The 22,696-nt window shown below is 69.5% G+C and carries 24 protein-coding genes; 19 read left to right on the forward strand and 5 right to left on the reverse strand.

Annotated features, from left to right (window positions below):
- The first annotated feature begins 41 nt into the window (after positions 1 to 41).
- On the forward strand, positions 42 to 1,265 hold the full coding sequence (locus ABZ420_RS32655; protein ID WP_357131131.1) for an Ig-like domain-containing protein: 1,224 nt from the start codon (positions 42 to 44) through the stop codon (positions 1,263 to 1,265).
- 6 nt (positions 1,266 to 1,271) lie between these two features.
- On the opposite strand, the gene mscL is transcribed toward ABZ420_RS32655, so the two are convergent.
- Positions 1,272 to 1,763: a large conductance mechanosensitive channel protein MscL gene (gene mscL / locus ABZ420_RS32660; protein ID WP_357131068.1), complete on the reverse strand. Its 492-nt coding sequence runs from the start codon at positions 1,761 to 1,763 to the stop codon at positions 1,272 to 1,274.
- A gap of 120 nt (positions 1,764 to 1,883) precedes the next feature.
- Positions 1,884 to 2,618, reverse strand: a complete 735-nt coding sequence (locus tag ABZ420_RS32665) for an SDR family NAD(P)-dependent oxidoreductase (RefSeq protein WP_357131071.1) — start codon at positions 2,616 to 2,618, stop codon at positions 1,884 to 1,886.
- A 73-nt stretch (positions 2,619 to 2,691) separates the two neighbouring features.
- On the opposite strand from ABZ420_RS32665, the gene ABZ420_RS32670 reads away from it, so the two are divergent.
- The 8 genes from ABZ420_RS32670 (at position 2,692) to ABZ420_RS32705 (ending at position 11,522) form a co-directional block, all read left to right on the forward strand.
- Positions 2,692 to 3,513, forward strand: coding sequence for an alpha/beta hydrolase (locus ABZ420_RS32670; RefSeq protein ID WP_357131074.1), 822 nt, complete (start codon positions 2,692 to 2,694; stop codon positions 3,511 to 3,513).
- Between the two features lie 77 nt (positions 3,514 to 3,590).
- Entirely contained in the window at positions 3,591 to 5,036 is a 1,446-nt protein-coding gene (gene mshA / locus ABZ420_RS32675; protein ID WP_357131077.1) for a D-inositol-3-phosphate glycosyltransferase, read from the forward strand.
- A gap of 5 nt (positions 5,037 to 5,041) precedes the next feature.
- Positions 5,042 to 5,536: a YbjN domain-containing protein gene (locus tag ABZ420_RS32680; protein WP_062968379.1), complete on the forward strand. Its 495-nt coding sequence runs from the start codon at positions 5,042 to 5,044 to the stop codon at positions 5,534 to 5,536.
- Between the two features lie 79 nt (positions 5,537 to 5,615).
- Positions 5,616 to 6,506, forward strand: a complete 891-nt coding sequence (locus ABZ420_RS32685) for an ROK family protein (RefSeq protein WP_357131080.1) — start codon at positions 5,616 to 5,618, stop codon at positions 6,504 to 6,506.
- 81 nt (positions 6,507 to 6,587) lie between these two features.
- On the forward strand, positions 6,588 to 7,325 hold the full coding sequence (locus ABZ420_RS32690) for a phosphoglyceromutase (RefSeq protein ID WP_040870406.1): 738 nt from the start codon (positions 6,588 to 6,590) through the stop codon (positions 7,323 to 7,325).
- 215 nt (positions 7,326 to 7,540) lie between these two features.
- On the forward strand, positions 7,541 to 9,598 hold the full coding sequence (locus ABZ420_RS32695) for a CocE/NonD family hydrolase (protein ID WP_357131083.1): 2,058 nt from the start codon (positions 7,541 to 7,543) through the stop codon (positions 9,596 to 9,598).
- A gap of 187 nt (positions 9,599 to 9,785) precedes the next feature.
- Positions 9,786 to 10,205 (forward strand): YciI family protein, encoded by a 420-nt coding sequence (locus ABZ420_RS32700; RefSeq protein WP_063051654.1) that lies wholly within the window; start codon positions 9,786 to 9,788, stop codon positions 10,203 to 10,205.
- Positions 10,206 to 10,220: 15 nt separating this feature from the next.
- Positions 10,221 to 11,522 carry a sigma-70 family RNA polymerase sigma factor gene (locus tag ABZ420_RS32705; protein WP_357131088.1) on the forward strand — a complete coding sequence of 434 codons (1,302 nt, stop codon included), beginning with the start codon at positions 10,221 to 10,223 and terminating at the stop codon, positions 11,520 to 11,522.
- A gap of 11 nt (positions 11,523 to 11,533) precedes the next feature.
- Here ABZ420_RS32705 and ABZ420_RS32710 read toward each other — a convergent pair whose 3' ends face one another.
- Complete coding sequence (locus ABZ420_RS32710) at positions 11,534 to 12,193, reverse strand: NAD(P)-binding domain-containing protein (protein WP_357131091.1); 660 nt, start codon at positions 12,191 to 12,193, stop codon at positions 11,534 to 11,536.
- A 90-nt stretch (positions 12,194 to 12,283) separates the two neighbouring features.
- On the opposite strand from ABZ420_RS32710, the gene ABZ420_RS32715 reads away from it, so the two are divergent.
- The 3 genes from ABZ420_RS32715 (at position 12,284) to ABZ420_RS32725 (ending at position 14,754) form a co-directional block, all read left to right on the forward strand.
- The gene (locus ABZ420_RS32715; protein WP_357131094.1) at positions 12,284 to 12,691 is read left to right on the forward strand and encodes a helix-turn-helix domain-containing protein; all 408 of its coding nucleotides are present in this window, start codon (positions 12,284 to 12,286) and stop codon (positions 12,689 to 12,691) included.
- A 192-nt stretch (positions 12,692 to 12,883) separates the two neighbouring features.
- Positions 12,884 to 14,068: an ATP-binding protein gene (locus tag ABZ420_RS32720; protein WP_247611183.1), complete on the forward strand. Its 1,185-nt coding sequence runs from the start codon at positions 12,884 to 12,886 to the stop codon at positions 14,066 to 14,068.
- Positions 14,065 to 14,754, forward strand: a complete 690-nt coding sequence (locus ABZ420_RS32725) for a response regulator transcription factor (protein WP_043733312.1) — start codon at positions 14,065 to 14,067, stop codon at positions 14,752 to 14,754. Before ABZ420_RS32720 ends, ABZ420_RS32725 begins: the two co-directional genes overlap by 4 nt.
- Positions 14,755 to 14,824: 70 nt before the next feature.
- On the opposite strand, the gene ABZ420_RS32730 is transcribed toward ABZ420_RS32725, so the two are convergent.
- Both ABZ420_RS32730 and ABZ420_RS32735 read right to left on the reverse strand, forming a co-directional pair.
- Positions 14,825 to 15,154, reverse strand: a complete 330-nt coding sequence (locus tag ABZ420_RS32730) for a hypothetical protein (RefSeq protein WP_040870397.1) — start codon at positions 15,152 to 15,154, stop codon at positions 14,825 to 14,827.
- A 109-nt stretch (positions 15,155 to 15,263) separates the two neighbouring features.
- A complete protein-coding gene (locus ABZ420_RS32735) occupies positions 15,264 to 16,136 on the reverse strand; it encodes a hypothetical protein (protein ID WP_357131097.1) in 873 nt (290 codons plus the stop codon).
- A 65-nt stretch (positions 16,137 to 16,201) separates the two neighbouring features.
- Between ABZ420_RS32735 and ABZ420_RS32740 the strand changes: the two genes are divergently transcribed.
- The 7 genes from ABZ420_RS32740 (at position 16,202) to ABZ420_RS32770 (ending at position 22,486) form a co-directional block, all read left to right on the forward strand.
- Positions 16,202 to 17,236, forward strand: coding sequence for a Ppx/GppA phosphatase family protein (locus tag ABZ420_RS32740; protein WP_051175599.1), 1,035 nt, complete (start codon positions 16,202 to 16,204; stop codon positions 17,234 to 17,236).
- The gene (locus tag ABZ420_RS32745) at positions 17,233 to 18,831 is read left to right on the forward strand and encodes a hypothetical protein (protein ID WP_357131100.1); all 1,599 of its coding nucleotides are present in this window, start codon (positions 17,233 to 17,235) and stop codon (positions 18,829 to 18,831) included. The genes ABZ420_RS32740 and ABZ420_RS32745 overlap by 4 nt, the downstream gene beginning before the upstream one ends.
- A 115-nt stretch (positions 18,832 to 18,946) precedes the next feature.
- The gene (locus tag ABZ420_RS32750) at positions 18,947 to 19,825 is read left to right on the forward strand and encodes a sugar phosphate isomerase/epimerase (protein ID WP_357131136.1); all 879 of its coding nucleotides are present in this window, start codon (positions 18,947 to 18,949) and stop codon (positions 19,823 to 19,825) included.
- Positions 19,826 to 19,971: 146 nt separating this feature from the next.
- Positions 19,972 to 20,859, forward strand: a complete 888-nt coding sequence (locus ABZ420_RS32755) for a thioesterase family protein (protein WP_357131103.1) — start codon at positions 19,972 to 19,974, stop codon at positions 20,857 to 20,859.
- Between the two features lie 32 nt (positions 20,860 to 20,891).
- Positions 20,892 to 21,710, forward strand: a complete 819-nt coding sequence (proC, locus tag ABZ420_RS32760) for a pyrroline-5-carboxylate reductase (RefSeq protein WP_357131106.1) — start codon at positions 20,892 to 20,894, stop codon at positions 21,708 to 21,710.
- A 163-nt stretch (positions 21,711 to 21,873) separates the two neighbouring features.
- Positions 21,874 to 22,158, forward strand: a complete 285-nt coding sequence (locus tag ABZ420_RS32765; RefSeq protein WP_357131109.1) for a helix-turn-helix domain-containing protein — start codon at positions 21,874 to 21,876, stop codon at positions 22,156 to 22,158.
- Between the two features lie 226 nt (positions 22,159 to 22,384).
- Entirely contained in the window at positions 22,385 to 22,486 is a 102-nt protein-coding gene (locus ABZ420_RS32770; RefSeq protein WP_003402602.1) for an AURKAIP1/COX24 domain-containing protein, read from the forward strand.
- Positions 22,487 to 22,696 lie beyond the last annotated feature (210 nt).

Raw genomic sequence — 22,696 nt, forward strand, 5'->3', positions numbered from 1 at the left:
CGCGCGCCGCGCGTAGATTCGACGAAGTGAACCACCGTCCGATGATCCGCCGATCGGTTGCCGTGGCGTCGGCCGTCCTGCTGGTGGTCGTCGCCCTGGTGGCCGGTTGCACGATAGACCGTGACTCCGGCCCGTCGAGTCGCGACTCCGGCCCGATCGCCAAAGTGAAGTTGACCCCCGCCGACGACGACGCCGACGTCAACCCGACCGCCCCGGTCTCGGTGACGATCAGCGACGGCACGATAGATCAGGTCGCGCTGACCAACGCCGCCGGCAAGCAGGTGCGCGGTGAGCTCGCTCCGGACCGGCGCGGCTACACCATCACCGAGCCGCTCGGCTACAACGCCACCTACACCTGGTCGGGCACCGCCGTCGGCACCGATGGCAAGCCGATCCCGATCGATGGCTCGTTCCGCACCCTCGCGCCCAAGAACACCGTCCCCGCGACCCTGAACATCGGTGACAACCAGGAGGTCGGCATCGCGGCGCCGATCATCTTGCAGTTCAAGTCCTCGGTCGTGAACAAGGCCGCGGTGGAGAAGGCGCTCACGATCACCACCGACCCGCCCACCGAGGGCGCGTGGGCCTGGTTCCCGGACGACGGCGGCTCACGCCTGCACTGGCGTCCGAAGAACTACTGGACCCCGGGGACGAGCGTGCACGTCTCGGCCCGGCTCTACGGACTGGACCTGGGCGCGGGCAACTACGGCGATTCCGATCTGACCACGGATTTCCGCGTCGGCCGCAGCCAGATCGTCAAGGCGAGCGCTCCCAGCCACCGCATCCAGGTGGTGCGTGAGGGGCGGACGGTGTTCGATCTCGCGGCCAGTTACGGCGAGGGCAACGAACCGCGCAACGTGACCCGCTCCGGCGTTCACGTGGTCACCGAGAAATACGAAGACTTCATGATGTCGAACCCGCCGTACTACACCAACGTTCGCGAACGCTGGGCGGTACGCATCTCCAACAACGGCGAATTCATCCACGCCAACCCGGAATCGCTGTCGGCGCAAGGCTCGGCGAACGTCACCAACGGGTGCATCAACCTGTCGCCCGCCGACGCCCAGGCCTATTTCCCCACGGCTTTGTACGGCGATCCGGTGGAGGTGACCGGAACCCCGATCCCGCTCTCGGCCGCCGACGGCGACCTCTACGACTGGACCATCGACTGGAGTACCTGGAAGACCATGTCGGCGTTGCAAGGCGCGCCGTCACCCGTGGTCTCCGCCACGCCCCTGCCCCCGCAGCCCGCGGGAGCGCGCTGACCGGTGCTAGCGCGCCTTCACGTTCTGCTCTTCGAACTCGCTGTCGGCGGAGTGTTCCGCTTCGATTCTGCGGTCGGCGGATTGTTGCGCGCGGACCGCTTCGTGCCGCTCGGCGAGCAGGTCGCGGATCTCGGTCAGCAGCTCGATCTGGGATGGCTCGGCGACCTTGGGAGTGCCGAAGCGGTTCTTGATCGTCTTCATGGGCAGGATCAGCACGAAGTACAGCACCGCGGCGACCATGACGAAATCGATGGTGGCCGTGATGATCGGGCCGACGGCGATGAAGGTGGCGGGCTTGGATGGGACCAGCTGAACGCCGAGGCCCAGCGCGTTGGTGCTGCCGAACACCGCGAGCAGCGGATTGACGACGCCCTTCGTCATCGAGGTCACCACGGAGGTGAACGCGGTGCCCATCACGACGGCGACCGCGAGGTCGATGACGTTCCCGCGCATCACGAACTCTTTGAAGCCCTTGAGCATGAGCCGAACCACTCCCATCCGATGTCCTTGAACTGACGGCTCCTCGGATGCTAACGGCTCGAAACGCGCAGCGAAGATCGAGCATTCCGCGACCCGGCCCAGGCTGCCGAACGAGTAATGCGATTCGGCTATGAATGTTCAGGTGCGGCGGGCGAACCGCCCCGCGTCGGCCTGGTCACGCGGCTTGATGATGATCTGGTCCAGGTTGACGTGCGCGGGCCGGGACGCGACGAACCCGACGACCTCCGCGATGTCCTGGGCGACCAGCGGGTCGATGCCCTCGTATACCTTTGCCGCCCGCTCGGCGTCGCCATCGAAGCGCACCAGCGAGAATTCGGTTTCCACCGCGCCGGGAGCGATCTCCGTCAGGCGTACCGGCTGCCCGAGCAGCTCACCGCGCAGGGTGCGGTGCAGCACGGCCTGCGCGTGTTTGGCGGAGGTGTAACCGGAACCGTTGTCGTAGGCGGTGAACGCGGCCACCGAGGTGATGGTGACGATCAATCCGTCACCGGAGGCGATCAGTTTCGGCAGCAGGGTTTTGGTGACACGCAGCGTGCCGAGCACGTTGGTCTCCCACATCCAGCGCCAATCGTCCAGGTCGGCCTCGGCCACCGGCGCCAGGCCCTTGGCGCCGCCCGCGTTGTTGACCAGCAGGTCGACGCGTTCGACCGCTTCGCCGAACGCGCGCACGGACTCGTCGGAGGTGACGTCGAGTTCCACTGCGGTGCCGCCGATCTCCTCGGCGAGGCGGCGCAGCCGATCGACCCGGCGCGCACCGACGTAGACGTGATAGCCCTGCTTCGCCAGCTCCCGGGCGGTGGCCTCGCCGATGCCCGAGCTGGCTCCGGTGACGACGGCGCTGCGAGTGCTCATGCCGTTAGATCCTAGGTGCGCGAGGTTTGCCCGATCGTCCGCGGTCACCGGAACGACGGTTAGCCTCGGTGGCATGGCTATTCGGGACGTGGTGAGCGCGGACGGCACGAACATCGTCTATCGGGTGAGTGGTCCGGCGCACGGTCGCCCCTTGCTGCTGGTGCACGGCTGGTCGGCGAATCTGCGCTGCTGGGGTGGTGCCGCCGACGACCTCGCCGCGCGCTTCCGGGTGATCGCCGTCGACCTGCGCGGCCACGGCTACTCCGACGCGCCCGCGACGGGCTACGACGATCCGAAGAACTGGGCGGCCGACCTCGCGGCGGTACTGGCGGCCGAGGACATCGCGTCCGGCGCGGTGCTGCTCGGCTGGTCCTACGGGGGGATCGTGCTGTCGGACTACTTGACCGCCTACGGCACGGACGCCGTCGCCGGTGTCGTCTACACCGGCTCGATGGCGAACATCGGCCCCGGTGTGCCGGGCGCGGCCACCGGCCGCATGATGGGCGAGGCCATACCGGGCGTCTTCGAGGAGAGCGCGGGGCGGGCCGTGCGTGCCTTCGGTGTGTTCGGCAACGCCAACACCGGACCGGGCGCGGACAAAGGGCCCGACGCGCAGCGCCTGTTCGGTGCCAGCCTCGCCACCCCGCCCGCGGTGCGCAAAGCGCTGTTCTATCGGACCGTCGACAACACCGAGACACTGCGCACGCTGGACGTTCCCGTGCTCGTCCTGCACGGCACGGCCGACCAGGTCGTCCCGATCGAGAACGGCCGCTACATCGCAGAGGCCGTCCCGGACGCGCGCGCGTCGTTCTGGGAAGGGGCCCAGCACGGGCTGTTCATCGAGGACCGTTCCCGCTTCGTCGCCGAGGTGAGCGCGTTCGTCGACAGTCTGTGATCGGATTCACGTCCGCCCTGTGATAGCTCTCACTTGCCGCGGATAGCGTGTCTGGGCCGGGGAACGCAACGTGCACTATGGATAGTGTGAGCCAGCGCCCGGGCCTACGGCCGAACCGTATCGCCGTGTTATCGGTGCACACCTCACCACTCGCGCAGCCGGGCACCGGCGACGCGGGCGGCATGAACGTCTATGTCCTGCAGACGGCCGTCGAGCTGGCCCGGCGCGGCACCGAGGTGGAGATCTTCACCCGGGCCACGTCGTCCAACGTCCCGCCCGTCCAGGAGGCCGCGCCCGGCGTGCTGGTGCGCAACGTGGTGGCAGGCCCGTTCGAGGGGCTGGACAAGCACGATCTGCCCACCCAGCTGTGCCCCTTCACCGCGGAGGTGCTGCGGCAAGAGGCCCGGCATCTGCCCGGTTACTACGACCTGGTGCATTCGCACTACTGGCTGTCCGGCCAGGTCGGCTGGCTGGCCAGGGACCGGTGGCGGGTGCCGCTGGTGCACACCGCGCACACCCTGGCGGCGGTGAAGAATTCCGCGCTGGCCGAAGGCGACTGTCCCGAACCGGTGACCCGCGAGATCGGCGAGAAACAGGTGATCGCCGAATCCGATCGGCTGGTCGCCAACACCGCCGAGGAGGCCCGCCAGCTGGTCGGGCTCTACGGCGCCGACCCGGAGCGCATCGACGTCGTACCGCCCGGCGCCGACCTGAGCCGCTACCACCCCGGTGACAAGGCGGCCGCCCGCGCCGAACTGGGGCTGGCCGCCGACGAGCGGATCGTCGCGTTCGTCGGCCGGATCCAACCGTTGAAGGCGCCCGATGTGCTGGTGCGCGCCGCGGCCGAGGTGTTGCGCGCCGACCCGGAGCGCAAGCTGCGCGTGCTGATCGTGGGCGGTCCCTCCGGCAGCGGGTTGGAGCGGCCGCACGCGCTGATCGATCTGGCCGCCGAGTTGGGTATCGCCGCACGGGTCAGCTTCCTGCCCCCGCAGCCACCGCAGCGGCTGGTGCAGGTCTACCGCGCCGCCGACCTGGTCGCGGTGCCGAGCTACAACGAGTCCTTCGGCTTGGTCGCCATCGAGGCGCAGGCCAGCGGCACGCCGGTGCTGGCCGCCGACGTCGGTGGTCTCGGCACGGCCGTGCGGCACGATGTCTCCGGTCTGCTGGTCCCCGGGCACCGCACCGCGGACTGGGCGAACGCGCTGGGCCTGCTGCTGGACGACCCCGACCGCCTGCACCGGATGAGCGAGCAGGCCGTCGCGCACGCGGCCAACTTCTCCTGGGCGCACACCGCCGACGGGCTGCTGGCCAGCTACGCCGCGGCCCTGGCCGGTTTCCGGGAGGAGCGGACGGCGCTGGGCGGCCGCGGCCTGGCGCACAGCGTCGTGCGGGAGGATGCGTACGACTCGGACTCCGCCGACCGCACCGGCCCGGCCGGGGAGCGGACGGCGGCCCTGCTCGGTGAGACCAGCCAGGCCAGATCACGGGCGCTGTGGCGGCGCCGGATGGGAGTACGCCGGTGAACGAGGTGCAGGCGACCGCGCAGCTCATCGACGAGACGCTGCGTGACAGGGAGATCGAGTACACCCGGCCGGGCGAGGAGACCTTCGTCGTCGTCCTGCCCGGTGAGCGCAAACTCAAGACCACGGTGATGCTCACGGTGGGCAAGCACGGTGTCCGGGTCGAAGCGTTCGTCTGCCGCAAGCCGGACGAGAACTTCGAAGGCGTCTACAAGTTCCTGCTGCGCCGCAACCGCAGGCTCTACGCCGTCGCCTACACCCTCGACCGGGTCGGCGACATCTATCTGGTCGGCCGCCTGTCCGCGCATGCCGTCACCCCTGACGAACTGGACCGGGTGTTCGGGCAGATTCTCGAGGCCGTCGACGCCGACTTCAACGTGCTGCTGGAACTCGGTTTCGCCGAATCGATTCGGCGGGAATGGAAGTGGCGCGTCTCGCGCGGTGAATCGTTGCAGAACCTGCGCGCTTTCGAGCATCTGGTCGACTCCGCCGACAAGCCCTGACGGGTCGCCGGATCCGGCCCGCCGTGGCACCGGCCGGGTGACAATCGCAGGTGGCTCGGCTCGGCGAAGGGACACGGCGTTGGCGATTCTCGCTCTGGACATCGGCGCGACCAAGTTCGCGGCCGGAGTGGTGGGCCCCGGTCCCGAGGTGCGCGAAGTACGCCGGGTGGACGTGCCGGACGCGAATGTATGGGAGGCCTGTCGGGAACTGCTGCTCGCGGTGGCGGGGGCGGAACCGGTCAGCGCCGTGGGGATCGGTGCGGCCGGTCCGGTGGACGTGCGGGCCGGCGTCACCGGTCCGTTGAACATTCCCGAGTGGAAATCGGGCTTCCCGGTGGTCGCCGCCGTGCGAGAGCTGTTCCCGGCCGCCAGGATTCGTTTCGCCATCGACGGCGCCTGTCTCGCGCTGGCCGAACACCGCCTCGGCGCGCTGCGCGGAGTGCCCGACGCGCTGGCCATGACGGTGTCGTCGGGGATCGGCGGTGGGATCGTTTCGGGCGGAAAGGTGCTGCTCGGGCGCACCGGTAACGCGGGCCACGTGGGGCACATCGTCGTGCCCGGCTGGGACACACCCTGCGGTTGCGGCGGGCGCGGCTGCGTCGAGGCGATCGCCGGCGGCATGTCGTCGGTGCGCTGGGCGCGCGAGCAGGGTTGGTCCGGCGGCACGGGTGCGCGACTGGCCGCGGACGCGCACGCGGGTGACGAGATCGCGGTGGCCGCCCTGCACCGGGCGGGCACCGCGCTCGGCGCGGCGATCGCCTCGGCCGCCGCCCTGCTCGACGTCGACCGGGTGGTGATCGGCGGCGGGTTCGCGCAATCCGGTGCGCCGCTGTGGGATCCGTTGCGCGCCGCGGTGGACGCGCACGCCGGGCTGAATTTCCTGCACGGCCTGCGGGTGGAACCCTCCGCGATCACCGAGGGTGCGACGCTGGTGGGCGCGGGCGTGCTCGCCACCGATGAACCGGTCTGACATCGCGCTTTGCCGCGCGGGCGGTGGCGGTGGGGCGGGAACCGATGCGACCCGGCCGGGCGCGCATGGGAGGATGGCCCCATGACGTACACCCTCGTGCTGCTGCGCCACGGCGAAAGCGAATGGAACGCCCTGAACCTGTTCACCGGCTGGGTGGACGTGCATCTGACCGACAAGGGCATCGCCGAGGGCAAGCGCGCCGGGGAGCTGCTGGCCGAGCACGGCATCCTGCCGGATGTCGTCTACACCTCCTTGCTGCGCCGCGCGATCTCCACCGCGAACATCGCGCTGGACGCCGCCGACCGGCACTGGATCCCGGTGATCCGGGACTGGCGGCTCAACGAGCGCCACTACGGTGAGCTGCAAGGCAAGAACAAGGCGCAGGTCCGGGAGAAGTACGGCGACGAGCAGTTCATGCTGTGGCGCCGCAGCTACGACACCCCGCCGCCGCCGATCGACCCGGCCAACGAGTACAGCCAGGAAGGCGATCCGCGCTACGCGGGCATCGATGTCCCGAAGACCGAGTGCCTGCTCGACGTGGTCAACCGGATGGTTCCGTACTGGGAGTCGACCATCTCCAAGGACCTGCTGTCCGGCAAGACCGTGCTGGTCGCCGCGCACGGCAACTCGCTGCGCGCCCTGGTCAAGCACCTCGACCAGATCTCCGACGAGGACATCGCGGGCCTGAACATCCCCACCGGCATCCCGCTGCGGTACGAGCTGGACGAGGACCTCCGCCCGGTGCGCCCGCACGAGTACCTGGACCCCGAGGCGGCCGCCGCGGGCGCCGCCGCCGTCGCCGGTCAGGGCGGCAAATAGTCGGCACACCGCGAACTCCGCAACGCGCTGTCACCCGTTCGGGTGGCAGCGCGTTGTCGTTTCGGGCGCCGGCTCAGGGTGTTGAGGGCGACACGCCGGTAGAGGGCCATCGAACGGTGCTACAGCATCGGCCGATTAAGTTACCCACTGTTTTTACCGGCAAGTAGGTCGGTACACTCTGGTCGTTCGACCAGCCGAGAGGTGGATCACGTCCGATGAAGCACGCGTTGCGGGCCACGGTGGCGGCAGTTGCCGTCACGATGCTCGTCCCCTTTCTCGCAGGCGGCGCGGATGCCGTCGCGCCGCCCACCGGCCCGGACGGCGGCGCCGCCGGAGCGGACTGGGCCGCCACGCAAGACGGCCCCCAGCAGTACCCGGGCATCAACATCCAATGGGACGTCCCCATCACTATGAGTGACGGGACTGTCCTGAAGGGCAACGTCTACCGCCCCGCGGACGCCTCCGGCCGGCCCATCGACACGCCAACGCCGACGATCGTCAACCTCACGCCCTACACCAAGCTGGTGTCGAACCTGGCCGATCACGCGCAGTCGATTCCCGGCCTGTCCGACGCGCTGATCGAGTTCTTCCGCCGGATCGACATGAGCGGTACCCCGCTGTCCGGCGTCACCGATCTGACCAAGGCGTTCGGCGGCGGCGAACTGCGCAACTTCACCGTCGATCGACAGCTGATCAAGAGCGGCTACTCGCAGGTGGTCGTCGACGTGCGCGGCACCGGTTTCTCCCAGGGCGTCTGGGACATGCTGCGCGACCGTGAGCAGCAGGACACGGTCGAAGTGATCGACTGGGCGTCCCGGCAGCCGTGGTCCAACGGCCGGGTCGGCATGAACGGCATCTCCTACTCCGGGATCAACCAGGTGCAGGCCGCCGAGCAGCGCCCACCCGCCTTGCAGGCGATCTTCCCGGTGGTGCCGGGCAGCGACCTCGTCAACGACGTGCTCGCGCCCGGCGGCGGCTTCGGTTTCAACTTCATCCCGCTGTGGCTGACCGCGATCAACGGCCTCAAGCTGATTCCCGATCTGGCTTCGGTGCTCAACGGGCAACTGGACACCACGTGGCTGGCCGACCGCGCCCGGGATCCGTTGACGTTCATGGACGTCCTGCTGAACGTCTACACCAGCGCGCGCCTCGAGGATCTCGACCCGCGCGCCAAGGAACTGCTGACCGACGGTTCCCGGCCGCGTCAGGACTGGCTCGGTGATCCGAGCGGAATCCGGACGCCGACCTTCGTCACCGGCGGTTGGCACGACCTGTTCGCCTACTCGGAATCCAAGATCTACAACGAGATTCCGCTGCCGCCGGGCCAGAAGCAATTGCTGATGGGCAACACCTACCACCTCAATTCGGGCAACGAGTACGGCGCGCCGGGCCTGCCGCCGCGGCTGGACGTGTTGCAGCGCGCGTGGTTCGACAAATGGCTCAAGGACGTCGACAACGGCATCGACCGGTACGGCCCGATCACTCTGCGCCAGCAGGGTGGCGGCTGGATCACCACCGACTCGTTCGCCGCGCCGGCCCCCGCGGCGGAGGCGCGACAGGCGGTGCATCGCAGGATGTATCTGTCCGCTGCCCCGAGCGGCACCGCCAACAGTGTCCACGACGGTTCGCTCAGCCCCGAGGACAGCGGCGAGCCCGCCCGCCTGACCGTCGCGCCCGGCCTGACCAGTCTGTGCTCCAACGACGCCGCGCAGGGCACCGCCGGTGTGCTCTCGGTGATCGACGGTTGCGCCAAGGACTCCAGGGTCGAGGAGCTGAACGGCCTGACCTTCACCAGTGCCCCGGTCGCAGAGCCGACCTCGATCTCCGGGCGGATCGCGGTGCGGCTCAACACCGTGCAGGACGCGGCCGACGGCTACTGGGTGGTCACCGTGAACGACGTCGCGCCGGACGGGCAGTCCAGCGTGCTGTCGTCGGGGCAGCTCATGGCTTCGCTGCGGGCGATCGACGACGCGAACAGCAGCAAGTCGGCCAACGGCGACTACACCGATCCGCGGCCGTTCACCTCGCTGGAGCAGCGGCAGCCGACGGTCCCCGGCGAGGCGACCACGCTGGACATCGCGCTGCCCGCCACCGAGGCGCTCTTGCAGCCGGGCCACCGCCTGCGCGTCGACGTGTACGCGGGCAACTTCCCCAAGGGCCTGCCCATCCTGCCGATGCTGATCGATACCGGCCTGCGGCCCCAGCATCTGGAGCTGGATCCCGGCCGTCCGAGCTTCGTCAACATCCCGGTCAGAGGAAATCCGGGCTGGTAGATCCGGGCGTGTGCCCTTCGCGCATCATGATCGACGCCGCGGGGTATGGGCGAGGGCACACGCTCCGATCGAAGGTCCGGCGAACCGGATCGAAAAAATCTCGGCGCGTCTGTCGATCTCCGAAGGCCCTCGTTCGACCTATGGGTGAGAGGGTCCGGAGAGGGACCCGGACAGCCAGGAGACAACCATGAAGTACATGCTGATCATGCGCGCCACCGACGAGGCCTACGCGGGGATGGTGAACACCGACTTCGACCAGCTGCTCGACACGATGGGCAAGTTCAACGACGAGCTGATCCGGGCGGGCGTGCTGCTCGCGGCGGAGGGGTTGGAGGACGCCGCCGAGGGCGTGGTCGTCGACTACTCCTCCGAGACACCCGTCGTCACCGACGGCCCGTACGGCGAGACCAAGGAGCTGTTCGGCGGGTTCTACATTCTCAACGTGGCCTCGAAGGAGGAGGCGATCGAATGGGCCAAGCGGATGCCGATGACCGGCCCGGGCTTCAAGACCGAGATCCGCCGGGTCCCGACGATCGACGAGTTCCCGCAGGACAACGTGTGGGTCCAGAAGGAGCGGGCGTGGCGCGAGGCTACCGGCCAGCTCTGAGCGGATCGCGAGGCGATGGGCGACCACACCGGCCGTGAGGCCGTCGCCGCGGTCTGGCGGATCGAGTCCGCCCGGATCGTCGGTGCGCTCGCGCGGTACACCGGCGACTTCGCGCTGGCCGAGGACCTGGCGCAGGAGGCGCTTGCCGAGGCGCTGGTGACCTGGCCGCGCGACGGCGTGCCACGCAATCCCGCCGGGTGGTTGCTCACCGTCGGCCGCCGCCGCGCGATCGACGCGTTCCGGCGGCGCTCCGCCCTCGACGAGCGGTACACCGCCCTCGCCCGGGATCTGGGCGAGGGCGGCGCCGTCTCGGGAGGAGCGCCGGCCGATCCGGCCCGGGACGCCGAGGAAGTGCTGTGGGATCCGGACCGGATCGATGACGACCTACTCGCGCTGATGTTCATCTCCTGCCATCCCGTGCTGTCACGGGAGGCGCGGGTCGCGCTCACCCTGCGTGTGGTCGGCGGTCTGACGAGCGACGAGATCGCCAAGGCTTTCCTCGTTCCGGCCGCCACCGTGCAGGCCCGGATCACCAGGGCGAAGAAGACCCTCGCGGCGGCCCGGGTGCCCTTCGAGGTGCCACCGGTCGAGCAGCGCACCGAGCGCCTCGGCTCGGTGCTCAGTGTGGTCTACCTGATCTTCACCGAGGGATCATCGGCCAGCTCCGGCGCGGACCTGATCCGGCTCGACCTCGCCGGCGGGGCACTGCGCCTGGCCCGGGTGCTGACCCGGCTGGTGCCGGAGGCGCCCGAGACGCACGGCCTGCTGGCGCTGCTCGAGCTGACCACGGCGCGATTCCCCGCCCGCACCGGCCCGGACGGCGAGCCGGTGCTCCTCGAGCATCAGGACCGCCGCCGCTGGGACAGTGCCGCGATCCGCCGGGGCCGAGCCGCCTTGGCCCGCGCCGAGCAGGTCGGTCGCGGGCTGGGCGCCTACGGGTTGCAGGCGGCGATCGCCGAATGCCATGCCGTGGCCCCGTCGGTCGAGGCGACGAACTGGGAGCGGATCGTGCTCATCTACGAGGCGCTCGGCAGGCTCGCGCCCTCGCCGGTGGTCGACCTCAACCGGGCGGTGGCCGTCTCGATGGCGCGCGGGCCCGCCGCGGCGCTGCCGATCGTGGACGAACTCGCCGCCGCCGCGGCGCTGTCGCATTGGCACTTGCTGCCGAGCGTTCGCGGGGAACTGCTCGTCCGGCTGGGACGCACGAAGGAGGCGCGCGCCGAACTGGAGCGCGCCATCGCTCTGTGCGGCAACCGGCGCGAGCGGGCGGTGCTGGAGCGCAAGCTCGCCGACCTCGGCTCGGTCGATCCGGCCTGATTGCAGGCCGGTTAGTCGGTGACCGCGAACGCCGCGTCCACGGGCGGGAACATCGCGCGGACGTCGTGTCCGGCGAACCAGAGACCGACGGTGAACACCGATACAGCCTCCAGATAGCGGGCCCGGTGCAGCCCGCCCGCCGGGATCGGTTGCAGCCCGAGGTCTTCGGCCAGCGCCGCGACCGCTCGCACCGCCGCCTCGTCGTCGCCGCACAGCGGCATCGCCAGGCGGCGGCCGTCGAAGATCCGCTCCTTCGCCTCCCATACCTCGGCGGCACAGAGGTTGAACGCCTTCACCACGTGCGCGCCGGGCGCCTGCGCCGCGATCCCCTCCGCGACAGCGTCTTCGGCGAGCACGAACGCGGTGGTTCCCTCGGGCGCCGCGGCATCCGGTGCGAAGGCGTTCGTACAGTCGACGATCGTGCGGCCGGCCAGCAGGGTCCCGACGGCGTGCAGCACCTCCCGCAACGCCTGGACCGGCAACGCGAGCACGACGACATCACCGAATCCGGCCGCCTCCCTGATCGTTCCGGCCCGCGCGCCGATCGTGGCGGCCAGTTCTCCCGCGGCGGTGGCGGACCGGGCGCCGACGAGCACCTCGTGACCGGCCGCGCTCCAGCCGCCGCCGAGCGCCCGCGCCATCGCGCCCGCGCCGATGATTCCGATTCGCATTCCAACTCCTGACTCGAAGGTGTTCGCTCACAACGCTAGGAATCCCGATGGGCACTCCGGGGTGCGCGACGGCGCTGGCAAGCTGGAACGGTGAGCACGGCACCGATCGAACCGGTCACCGCCGAGCGGGTGGAGTTCGCGCCGTACGGCGACTTCGAATCCGATTGCCCCGCGCGGATGGGTGTGGATATCTTCGGCAACTCCTGGTTGCCGGTGATCGTGTACATGCTGCGCGAGGGACCCATGCGGCCAGGCGAGCTGCGCGCGGCCATCGGCGGGATCAGCCAGAAGATGCTGACGCAGACGCTGCGCCGGATGGAGCGGATGACGCTGGTGCGCCGTCACCGCTACGCCGAGGCGCCGCCGCGAGTCGAATACGAGCTGACCGCCGCGGGTGCGGACCTGCTGATCCCGATCTACGCCCTCGGCGACTGGGTCGACAAGCACGGTCGCGCCGTCAACGAGGCGCTCGCCGGGGCCGAGGACGAAGCAGACTGACCGCCCGGTGAATACGTTGCCAGTACCCCATGCCGAACAGTGCGTAAACATGCGGCTAACAGGGCCGGAAGGGCCTGTGACCTGCGCGAAACTTCACGTACCCGGCGGTGGCCTACTGGTCGGCGACCGTACGATTCAAGTGTGAGTGTTCCCCAGGCCGTGCTGCTGGCCATCTTGGCGGCTGTCGTCGGCCTGGCAGTCGGCGGGCTATTGATCCCGTATGTGAATGCCAGGCAGGCCGCGCGCAGGCAGGCCGACTCCGGTCTCACCATGTCCCAGGTCCTCGACCTGATCGTGCTCGCCTCCGAGAGCGGTATCGCGGTAGTCGACGAATACCGCGACGTCGTGCTGGTCAACCCGCGCGCGGAGGAGCTCGGACTGGTCCGCAATCGCCTGCTCGACGAGCGCGCCTGGGCCGCGGTGGAGAAGGTGCTGGCCACCGGCGAATCCGCCGAGTTCGACCTCACCGCGAAGAATCCGGTCCCCGGCCGGGGCCGCATCGCGGTACGCGGCGTCGCCAGGCAACTGTCGCGCGAGGAAACCACCTTCACCGTGCTGTTCGCCGACGACGATTCCGAACAGGCCCGCATGGAGGCCACCCGCCGCGACTTCGTCGCAAACGTCAGCCACGAGCTCAAGACCCCGGTCGGCGCGATGAGCCTGCTTGCCGAGGCTCTCCTGGAATCCGCCGAGGACCCCGACGCCGTGCGACACTTCGGTCAGCGCGTGCTCGGCGAATCGCGCCGCCTCGGCAAGATGGTGACCGAGCTGATCGCCCTCTCCCGCCTGCAGGGCGCGGAGAAACTGCCCGAACTCGAGGTGGTGGACGTGGACACCGTGGTCACGCAGGCGGTCGATCGTTCCCGCACCGCCGCCGAAGCCGCCGGGATCACGGTCAGCACCGACCGCCCGAGCGGGCTCGAGGTGCTCGGCGACGAAACCCTGCTGGTCACCGCCCTGTCCAACCTGGTGGAGAACGCGATCGCCTACTCACCGGCCGGTTCGCACGTGTCGGTGAGCCGCTCGCTGCGCGGCGATCACGTGGCGATGGCGGTCACCGACCGCGGCATCGGCATCGCCAAGGAGGACCAGGAGCGGGTGTTCGAGCGATTCTTCCGGTCCGACAAGGCGCGTTCGCGTCAGACGGGCGGCACCGGACTGGGCCTGGCTATCGTCAAACACGTGGCCGCCAACCACAACGGGGAAATCACCCTGTGGAGCAAGTTGGGCACCGGATCGACGTTCACCTTGCGCATACCCGCCCACCACGAAGCAGGCGCCGACGACGACCACGACGGTGCCGTGGTGAGCACGATAGAAACAAGCCCGCGTCCTACCGGACCGGGCCGACCGAATGGTGTGGAGGCACGCAGATGACGAGTGTTCTGATCGTCGAGGATGAGGAGTCGCTGGCCGATCCGCTCGCGTTCCTGCTGCGCAAGGAGGGTTTCGAGGTCACCGTGGTCGGTGACGGGCCGTCCGCGCTCGCCGAGTTCGACCGGTCCGGTGCGGACATCGTCCTGCTCGACCTCATGCTGCCCGGCATGAGCGGCACCGACGTGTGCAAGCAGCTGCGCACCCGCAGCGGCGTCCCGGTGATCATGGTCACCGCGCGCGACAGCGAGATCGACAAGGTGGTCGGGCTGGAGCTGGGCGCCGACGACTACGTCACCAAGCCGTATTCCGCTCGCGAACTCATCGCGCGCATCCGTGCCGTGCTGCGCCGCGGCGCGGGCGACGAACTGGACGGCACCAACGAGAGCGGCGTGCTGGAAGCCGGTCCGGTCCGGATGGACGTGGACCGGCATACCGTGATGGTGAACGGCAAGCCGGTCACGTTGCCGCTCAAGGAGTTCGATCTGCTCGAATACCTGCTGCGCAATTCCGGGCGGGTGCTCACCCGCGGTCAGCTGATCGACCGCGTGTGGGGCGCCGACTATGTCGGTGACACCAAGACTTTGGATGTGCACGTCAAGCGACTGCGCTCGAAGATCGAAGCGGACCCGGCCAAGCCGGAACACCTGGTCACCGTGCGCGGCCTCGGCTACAAACTGGAGGCATGACCGCCGGCGCGGCGCGGAACACCAACGGCCGAGAGCACTGCGGTGCTCTCGGCCGTCGCGTCGGCGGAGGTCAGGGGAAGTAGATCCAGGTGGTGCCGAGCGGGGTCTCGGTCTTCTGCAGGGTGATCCAGCCCAGATCGTCTTCCTGCATGCAGTCGTAGAGGTCCGCGGTGTTGGTGCCGCGGCAGGCGATGGTGTGCGAGGTGCCGTACGGGCTGGCGATCAGGAGCTTGCCCGCGGCCTTGGCGTTGACCGCCGCCGGATCGGTGGCAGCCACGAATTCCGTGGTGAAGTCGTAGAACTTGTGCGGGTCGCCGTTCGGCTCCGCGTGGGCTACTCCGGTCAGCGAGAGGGCGGCGCCCAGGGCGATGGTCGCCGCGGTGAGAACTTTCTTGGACATAACGGCACATCAAACCCCATCGGAGTGAAGCGCGCATGGCGACGGGGTGAACCACGCGCGGTACCGCGCGGCGAACGGCCGCCCTATCGGGCGCTCGGTCGGCAAACGATCAGGCGAGCGGATCCGTGGAATCGGGCATCCGTTCGGCATGCACCGTCGCCGGATGGATGGCGACCAGACCGAGGCCCTCGCGGCGCTTGCAATGCCTGGCCAGCTCCGCGTAGGCGGGCGCGCCGATCAGTTCGGTCAGCTCGGGGCCGTAGGACTGCCAGACCGGCTTGCTGCCGACGTGCGCGTCGGGGGAGCCGGAGCAGTACCAGTCCAGATCGGCGCCGCCGGGCCCCCAGCCGCGGCGGTCGTACTCGGTGATCACGGTGCGCAGGATCTGCACGCCGTCGGGCCGGTCCACCCAGTCCTGGGTGCGGCGGATCGGCAGCTGCCAGCACACGTCCGGCTTCACCTCGAGCGGCTCGATGCCGCGCCGCAGCGCCATGGTGTGCAGGGCGCAGCCGACGCCCCCCGCGAAGCCGGGGCGATTCAGGAAGATGCAGGCGCCCTCGAACCGGCGTGTGCGCAGCGCGGGCTCGTCGTCCAACTCGTCGAGTTCCAGGTAGCCGCCCCTGGTGATCTTGCCGTGGGCGTTGGTCGCCTCGCCCCGCAGCTGCCAGTCCTGGGGTGTGAGCATCTTCACAGCGCGACTCAGCCGTTTGCGGTCGTCCTCGTCGGAGAGGAACGCGCCGTGCGAGCAGCAGCCGTCATCCGGCCGGTCGGACAGGATGCCCTGACAGGCGGGGGTGCCGAACACGCACGTCCACCTCGACAACAGCCAGGTCAGGTCGGCGACGATCAGATGCTCGTCGTTTGCCGGATCGACGAACTCGATCCACTCCCGGGGAAAGTCGGGATCGACTTCGGGGGCTGGGTCGATCTTCCCCGCTGGTCGGGGCCGGGTCTGGCTGCTCGGGGATGCGCCTACCGTCACGAAATAGGACGCTAACAGTTCAGTCGCCTGGGTTGTAGTGCCGCGTCACCCAGTACCGTGTTCATGTGCGGCTTGGGGTACTCGATGTCGGAAGCAATACCGTTCACCTGCTCGTGGTGGACGCGCATCGTGGCGGTCACCCCCTGCCGATGAGCTCGACGAAGGCCACCTTGCGGCTGGCGGAGAACATCGACGCCGCAGGTTGCATCACCGAGGCGGGCGCGCAGCGGCTGATCGACACCGTCGCCGAATTCGCCAGCATCGCCGAGACGTCCAAGTGCGTCGAACTGATGCCGTTCGCCACCTCGGCGCTGCGCGAGGCGGCCAACTCCGAAGAGGTGCTCGGCCGCGTGCGCGCCGCGACGGGCGTCGACCTGCGGGTGCTGACCGGCGTCGACGAGGCGCGGCTGACCTTTCTCGCGGTGCGCCGGTGGTATGGCTGGAGCGCCGGGCGTATTCTCAATCTGGACATCGGCGGCGGCTCGCTGGAAATGACCAACGGCGGCGACGAGGAACCAGACGTCGCGGTGTCTCTACAGCTCGGCGCGGGCCGGTTGACCAGGGAATGGCTGCGCGAGGACCCGCCGGGCAAGCGGCGGGTGGCCGTGCTGCGCGACTGGCTCGACGCCGAGTTGGTGGTGCCTGCGAAGAAGCTGCTCGAGCCGGGCAAGCCCGATCTGGCCGTTGGCACTTCGAAGACATTCCGGTCCCTGGCCCGACTGACCGGAGCGGCGCCCTCGGCGGCGGGCCCGCGGGCGCGTCGTACACTCACGAGCTCGGGCCTACGCCAACTGATTGCGTTCATCTCGCGAATGACGGCGGCGGACCGTGCAGAATTGGAAGGCGTAAGTTCCGATCGGTCACAGCAATTGGTGGCCGGCGCATTGGTCGCGGAGGCGAGTATGCGGGCACTTTCGCTTGATTCCTTGGAGATTTGTCCGTGGGCGCTGCGTGAAGGGCTCATCCTGCGCAAACTGGATACCGATATGAATGGTGGACCCGAAGCAACGTACTCAGCGGGCACGGCGACCGGAGACGGTCGGCCTGCGTCCGGCGGCGGCACGCCCGCGCCGGGCTCGATCGGGACGGTGTCGTCATGAGTGAGGACTCCAAACAGCTGTCGGTCGCGGAACTGCTGGCACGAAACGGCCAGCAGAGCGGTGGCTCGTCCGGCGGTGGCAGGCGCCGCCGCAGTGGCCGGGGCATCTCCGTCGCCGAACTGACCGGCGACCTGCCGGTCATCCGGGAAGGCGGTGGTCACTCCGCGCACGCGGCGCCCGATGCCGGAGCGGAGGAGCCCGCCTACGCGCCGCCTTCGTTCGATCCGCCCCCGCCTGAGCCTGCGTCCTACGCGCCCGAGCCGCAGCCCGACCCGTCGTCGTATTCGCCCATGTCGGGGCCGATTTCGATGTACGACCCGCTGGCCGGCTACGCGCAGCCCGACCCGCCGCGAGCCGATCCGCCCCCCGGGCGATCCAGCCGGGTCATGCCCGGCCGGGACATGCCCTCCGCGCGGCACGGCACGTCCTACGATCCGCTGTCGCCCGATACCCCGGTGTCGGACCTGTTTTCGGCGGCCCCCGGTCCGTACGTGCCCGACCTGCCGGGTGGCGTGCCCGAGACGCCTCCGCGCTCGGGGCGCAGGCGCAGACGGGAGGAACCGGAGGAGGAGGCCACCGAGGTCCGGTCCTGGCACGAGGTCCGGCCCGAGCCGTTCGGCCGGGACCCGCTGCCCGGTCGCGGAGCAGACGAACCGGGCCGCAACGGTCACGCGGAGTTCGACGAGCCCGGCTTCGGCCGCTCGCCTCTTCCCGAGCGTAACGGCGCCGGGGGCGGTCGCGCCGCGCGGCGCAGGGCGGCGGAGGCCGCGGAAGCGGCCGAGGATCTCGGCCCGTCCACCGCGGCCTGGTCACCCGCCACCGGTGGTTTCACCCCGCAGTCGGAACCGCTGCCCCTCCCGCCGCCGCCCGATCCGCGTCCGAAGCCGGGCAGGCCCGTTGCGCCGGAGCCGCAGCCGGATGCGCATCGAAGACCAGCGCGCCGGGAGGGCGTCGGCGAGAACGGTCTACCGGCCTGGTCGGCCCGGCGGCACAAGCCGCAGGGCGATCCCCCGCCGGAATCCGGCGGCATTCCGACGGCCGCGTGGTCGCTGGCCAACCAGGACCAGCAGTTGCTCTCCGGCCAGACGGTCGCGGGTGACCTGCTGCGCGATGGCGTCGACCGGGCCGAGCGCAGCGCTGCGCGGCGCGGTGGCCGCGGTGGGCGCGGTGGGCGCGCCGCCGAGGCGGCGGAGATGGACGGCGCCACCGACGTCTACGAGCCGATCGAGCTGGACGAGGACGTCGATGACGACCTCGCCGACGAACCTCGCGCCGTCACCAGGGCGACCGCGCCGCGCCGGTCCAGGGCGGCCAAGAAGGCGGAGGACGACGAAAACCGGCGCCAGTGGATGATCCTCGGCGGTCAGAGCATCGGCGCCGCTGTCGCGGGCATGCTGCTGTTCAAAGGCTTCGAGCGCATGTGGGAGATGCTCCCGTGGGTGGCGCTGGCGCTGGCGATGATCGTGATTCTCGGTCTGGTGGCCCTCGTGCGGATTCTGCGCAGGACCGACGACATCCTCAGCACCGTGATCGCCGTGGTCGTGGGCATCTTCGTCACGCTGGGGCCGTTGGCATTTCTACTCAGCACGAACTGAGCAGGGAGCAGTCGTGGCGAATATAGGACAGGCGAACGAGACCGGGGTGGGGTCGCGCACCGGCGCGGGCGCCCCGGAAGACGGCGGGGATCTGTCCCGGCCGAAGCCGATCCAGGTGGGGCTCTCGACCGCTTCGGTGTACCCGCAGAATACGGAGGCCGCGTTCCGGTACGCCGCCGAACTCGGTTACGACGGCGTCGAGTTGATGGTCTGGGCCGAGCCCGCCAGTCAGAGCATCGCCACCGTGCAGGCCTACTCGCGCCAGTACGGTGTGCCGGTGCTCGCGGTGCACGCGCCATGCCTGTTGATCTCGCAGCGGGTGTGGGGTTCGGATCCCGTGGCGAAACTCGAGCGCAGTGTGCGTACCGCCGAGTCGCTCGGCGCGAGCACGGTGGTCGTGCACCCGCCGTTCCGCTGGCAGCGCCGCTATGCCGCCGGGTTCGCCGCGCAGGTGGCCGAGCTGGAAGACAACAGCCCGGTGATCGTCGCGGTGGAGAACATGTTCCCGATGCGGGCGGACACGCTGTTCGGCCGGCGGGAGGGCGCGGTGAAACGGCTGGAGCGGCGCGGCGGCCCGGGTCCGGCGCTCACCGCCTTCAGCCCGTCCTACGACCCGACCGACACCGGCTTCCGTCACTACACGCTGGATCTGTCGCACACCGCCACCGCCGGCGCCGACCCCTTGGCTCTGGCCGCCCGCATGGGCCCCGGTCTGGCCCATCTGCATCTGGCCGACGGCCGGGGCGCCGCGCACGACGAACATCTCGTTCCCGGCGAGGGCTCTCAACCGTGCGTGGAGGTGTGCGCGACTCTGGTCCGCACCGGTTTCACCGGTCAGGTCGTCGCCGAGATCAATACGCAGAACGCGCGCGCCACCAAGGAGCGGGCCGACATGCTGCATCGCACGCTGGCCTTCGCGCGCAAGCATTTGGTCGTGGCCGCCGCGCCCACGCCCGCCGGCGCGAGCCGGAGGTCGCCCGAACCACCGATGTGACGCTCGTCGCTACTCCGGTATGCGGCGATGCAATCCTGTCCGAGGTGCGTTGTACGCTGTACGAACCCCTTCGGCGGCAGTCCGGCTACGTGGCCGCGAGTGCCGCCATCGGGTGGGTCGACGGTCGACGGAGGACAGGAGTGAGGATGACGACGGAGCTGACGGCAGATTTCGGCCCGGCGGCCACGACCGACGCGCCGTTCAGCCGGGTGTGCGCGCTGGAAGAGGCCCCGCCGACCACCCCGGGAACCGGCCGCTATCTGGGCATCATCGACGACATCTGGACCATCGGCCCGAAGGTGCACGGCGGCACGATGGTCGCCGCGAGCGCGGCAGCGGCGACGAATTGGCTGCGTGCGTCCGATCCCGCGCTGGTCGGCATGGCGCCGATCGCCGCAAGTTCCGATTTCCTCGGCGCCCCGAACCCCGGCGAGGTCGAATACGAGGTGCGGGTTCGCAAGATCGGTCGACAGATCTGCCTGGCCGATACCGACCTCGTCCAGGACGGTCGCGTCCTGGTGCGCACGGCGCTGACGTTCAGCCGCCTCGACGACGCCGACCCGATCTACGCGCCGGAGCATTCCGACATGCCCGAGCAGCCGCCTGCCGACGCCGTCGGCTATGAGCCCGGCTCCACGATGGGCGAAATCGTGCACGTCGGCCGGGGCGCCGAGATCCATCTCGACCGCGAGTGGGCCCGCTTCCTCGAGGGCGCGAAGGGCGAGCCGCGGCTGCGGATGTGGATGCGCCCGAGGCCGGGCGACGAACAGGACCCCGACGTCGCGATGTACTTCGCCATGATGAGCGCCGACATGAGTCCGCCGGTGCCGATGAACCTCGGTCACTTCGGCTGGGCCCCCACCGTGCAGATGACCACCTACCTGCGTCGCAGGCCCGCACCGGGCTGGCTGCGGATCATCGCGACCACGCACGAGGTGGGCGGCCGCATGTTCGACGAGGACCAGTTGGTGCTCGACTCGACCGGCGCGGTCGTCGCGCAGAGTCGTCAGCTGGCGCTCGTTCCCCAGCGCTGAGCCCCGGCGCGCGCCGTCTAGCCTTGAGCCCCATGACGAGAATTGCGGTGATCGGTGGCGGGCGCATCGGGGAGGCGTTGGTCGCCGGGTTGCTGGAGTCCGGGCGGCTGACCAAGGACTTGGTCGTCGTGGAGACCCACCGGGAGCGGGCCCATCAGCTCGCCGACCGCTTCGGAATCCGGGTCACCGACGACTTGGCCGATGCGGCCATCGGCGCGGATTTGCTGGTGATCGCGGTGAAACCGGGCGATGTGGACGCCGTGCTCGCGCCGTTGGGCAAGGCGGAGATCGGCAGCGACCGCGATCAGGTCCTGGTCTCGCTGGCCGCCGGCGTGCCGACCGCGCGGCTGGAGGGCAAGATGCCCGCCGGCTTCCCCGTGGTGCGGGTGATGCCGAATACGCCGATGCTGGTGGGACAGGGGATGAGCGTCATCGCGCCGGGTCGCTACGCGCGCGAGCAGCATCTGGAGCTGGTCGCCGAGATCCTCGGCGCGGTCGGCAAGGTGGTCACGGTGGCGGAGAGCCAGATGGACGCGGTCACCGCCGTGTCCGGATCGGGGCCCGCCTATTTCTTCCTGGTCGTGGAGGCCATGGTCGACGCGGGCGTCGGGCTGGGGCTCACCAGGGATGTGGCCACTCAGCTCGTCGTGCAGACCATGGTCGGCTCGGCCGCCCTGCTGGACGGCTCCGGCCAGACCGCCGCGGAACTGCGCGCCGCGGTCACCTCGCCCGCGGGCACCACCGCCGCGGCGATCCGCGAGCTGGAGCGCGGAGGACTACGCTCGGCGTTCCTGGAAGCGCTCTTCGCGGCCAAGCAACGGTCGGTCGAACAAGGAGCGTCCGCGGAGTGACCGGTCTGTAGGAAATCGGAAAACCCGATTTCTCACTCCCGTCGCAGTAACACCACTGGTCCCGCTAAGCTTCAAGGAGCACGTGCGTGTCTGTTCCGCCGGTGGGGAAGCCGGTGGCGCGGACGTGCCGGAGGTCAATGGTGCAATGATGTCTGCGAACAAGATGTCTGCGAATTCCGGAGCGTCCGGCGGCTCCGGTCCCGCGGGCGGTCGGGGGAATTCCCGTACCCAGCGTGAGGTCGCGACGCAGGGGCAATCCGTGCTCGGCGGCGGTACCCAGTTTCTCACCGTCGCCGAAGTGGCGAGTCTGATGCGGGTGTCCAAGATGACGGTCTACCGGCTGGTGCACTCGGGCGAGTTGCCCGCCGTGCGCGTCGGCCGATCGTTCCGAGTGCACGCCAAGGCGGTACACGACTATCTGGAAACGTCCTATTTCGACGCCGGATGAGGCGGTTTCGAGACCAGCGGGGCGTGCCGCTACGATAGATCCTCGGTTCGTGTTCGCCCGCCGGTGGCATCGCTGTTCGTTGCCTCGTGGTATCCGGCGGCGCGAACACGGGGCGTGAGCTTGCCCAGCGACCCCGGCCCGTCGGCCGGGGCCAGGGCGGACGGACGTCCGGCAATCGCGCACGGGCAGCGTGCGCGCCGAGTAGAGAGAACGCGAGGACAACCCTATGGGTTCTGTGATCAAGAAGCGCCGCAAGCGCATGTCGAAGAAGAAGCACCGCAAGCTGCTTCGCCGCACGCGTGTCCAGCGGCGCAAACTCGGCAAGTAGGCATCGCTGCGTGTTAGCTGCGAGGGGTCCGTCACCAATAGGTGACGGGCCCTTTTGTTTGAAATTTTGAAATTTTGGAATCGCCATTTGTATCAAGTGACTGAAGTCATCGTTAGATCCTGGTTAATACTCTCGGAGAGCGGGTAGATAGCCGCTACCCTGGGCACTGGGAATAATCACAAGGGCGGGCTGGCAAGGGAAAGGGTGCCG

The organism is Nocardia sp. NPDC005745, assembly GCF_040630775.1.
Lineage (GTDB): Bacteria > Actinomycetota > Actinomycetes > Mycobacteriales > Mycobacteriaceae > Nocardia.

What these genes read in the sequence shown, in the direction of transcription:
- ABZ420_RS32655 (WP_357131131.1), top strand. Translation starts at nt 42, where the DNA reads ATGATCCGCCGATCGGTTGCCGTGGCGTCGGCCGTCCTGCTGGTGGTC.
- mscL (WP_357131068.1), bottom strand. Translation starts at nt 1,763, where the DNA reads ATGGGAGTGGTTCGGCTCATGCTCAAGGGCTTCAAAGAGTTCGTGATG.
- ABZ420_RS32665 (WP_357131071.1), bottom strand. Translation starts at nt 2,618, where the DNA reads ATGAGCACTCGCAGCGCCGTCGTCACCGGAGCCAGCTCGGGCATCGGC.
- ABZ420_RS32670 (WP_357131074.1), top strand. Translation starts at nt 2,692, where the DNA reads ATGGCTATTCGGGACGTGGTGAGCGCGGACGGCACGAACATCGTCTAT.
- mshA (WP_357131077.1), top strand. Translation starts at nt 3,591, where the DNA reads ATGGATAGTGTGAGCCAGCGCCCGGGCCTACGGCCGAACCGTATCGCC.
- ABZ420_RS32690 (WP_040870406.1), top strand. Translation starts at nt 6,588, where the DNA reads ATGACGTACACCCTCGTGCTGCTGCGCCACGGCGAAAGCGAATGGAAC.
- ABZ420_RS32695 (WP_357131083.1), top strand. Translation starts at nt 7,541, where the DNA reads ATGAAGCACGCGTTGCGGGCCACGGTGGCGGCAGTTGCCGTCACGATG.
- ABZ420_RS32700 (WP_063051654.1), top strand. Translation starts at nt 9,786, where the DNA reads ATGAAGTACATGCTGATCATGCGCGCCACCGACGAGGCCTACGCGGGG.
- ABZ420_RS32705 (WP_357131088.1), top strand. Translation starts at nt 10,221, where the DNA reads ATGGGCGACCACACCGGCCGTGAGGCCGTCGCCGCGGTCTGGCGGATC.
- ABZ420_RS32710 (WP_357131091.1), bottom strand. Translation starts at nt 12,193, where the DNA reads ATGCGAATCGGAATCATCGGCGCGGGCGCGATGGCGCGGGCGCTCGGC.
- ABZ420_RS32725 (WP_043733312.1), top strand. Translation starts at nt 14,065, where the DNA reads ATGACGAGTGTTCTGATCGTCGAGGATGAGGAGTCGCTGGCCGATCCG.
- ABZ420_RS32730 (WP_040870397.1), bottom strand. Translation starts at nt 15,154, where the DNA reads ATGTCCAAGAAAGTTCTCACCGCGGCGACCATCGCCCTGGGCGCCGCC.
- ABZ420_RS32745 (WP_357131100.1), top strand. Translation starts at nt 17,233, where the DNA reads ATGAGTGAGGACTCCAAACAGCTGTCGGTCGCGGAACTGCTGGCACGA.
- ABZ420_RS32755 (WP_357131103.1), top strand. Translation starts at nt 19,972, where the DNA reads ATGACGACGGAGCTGACGGCAGATTTCGGCCCGGCGGCCACGACCGAC.
- proC (WP_357131106.1), top strand. Translation starts at nt 20,892, where the DNA reads ATGACGAGAATTGCGGTGATCGGTGGCGGGCGCATCGGGGAGGCGTTG.
- ABZ420_RS32765 (WP_357131109.1), top strand. Translation starts at nt 21,874, where the DNA reads ATGTCTGCGAATTCCGGAGCGTCCGGCGGCTCCGGTCCCGCGGGCGGT.
- ABZ420_RS32770 (WP_003402602.1), top strand. Translation starts at nt 22,385, where the DNA reads ATGGGTTCTGTGATCAAGAAGCGCCGCAAGCGCATGTCGAAGAAGAAG.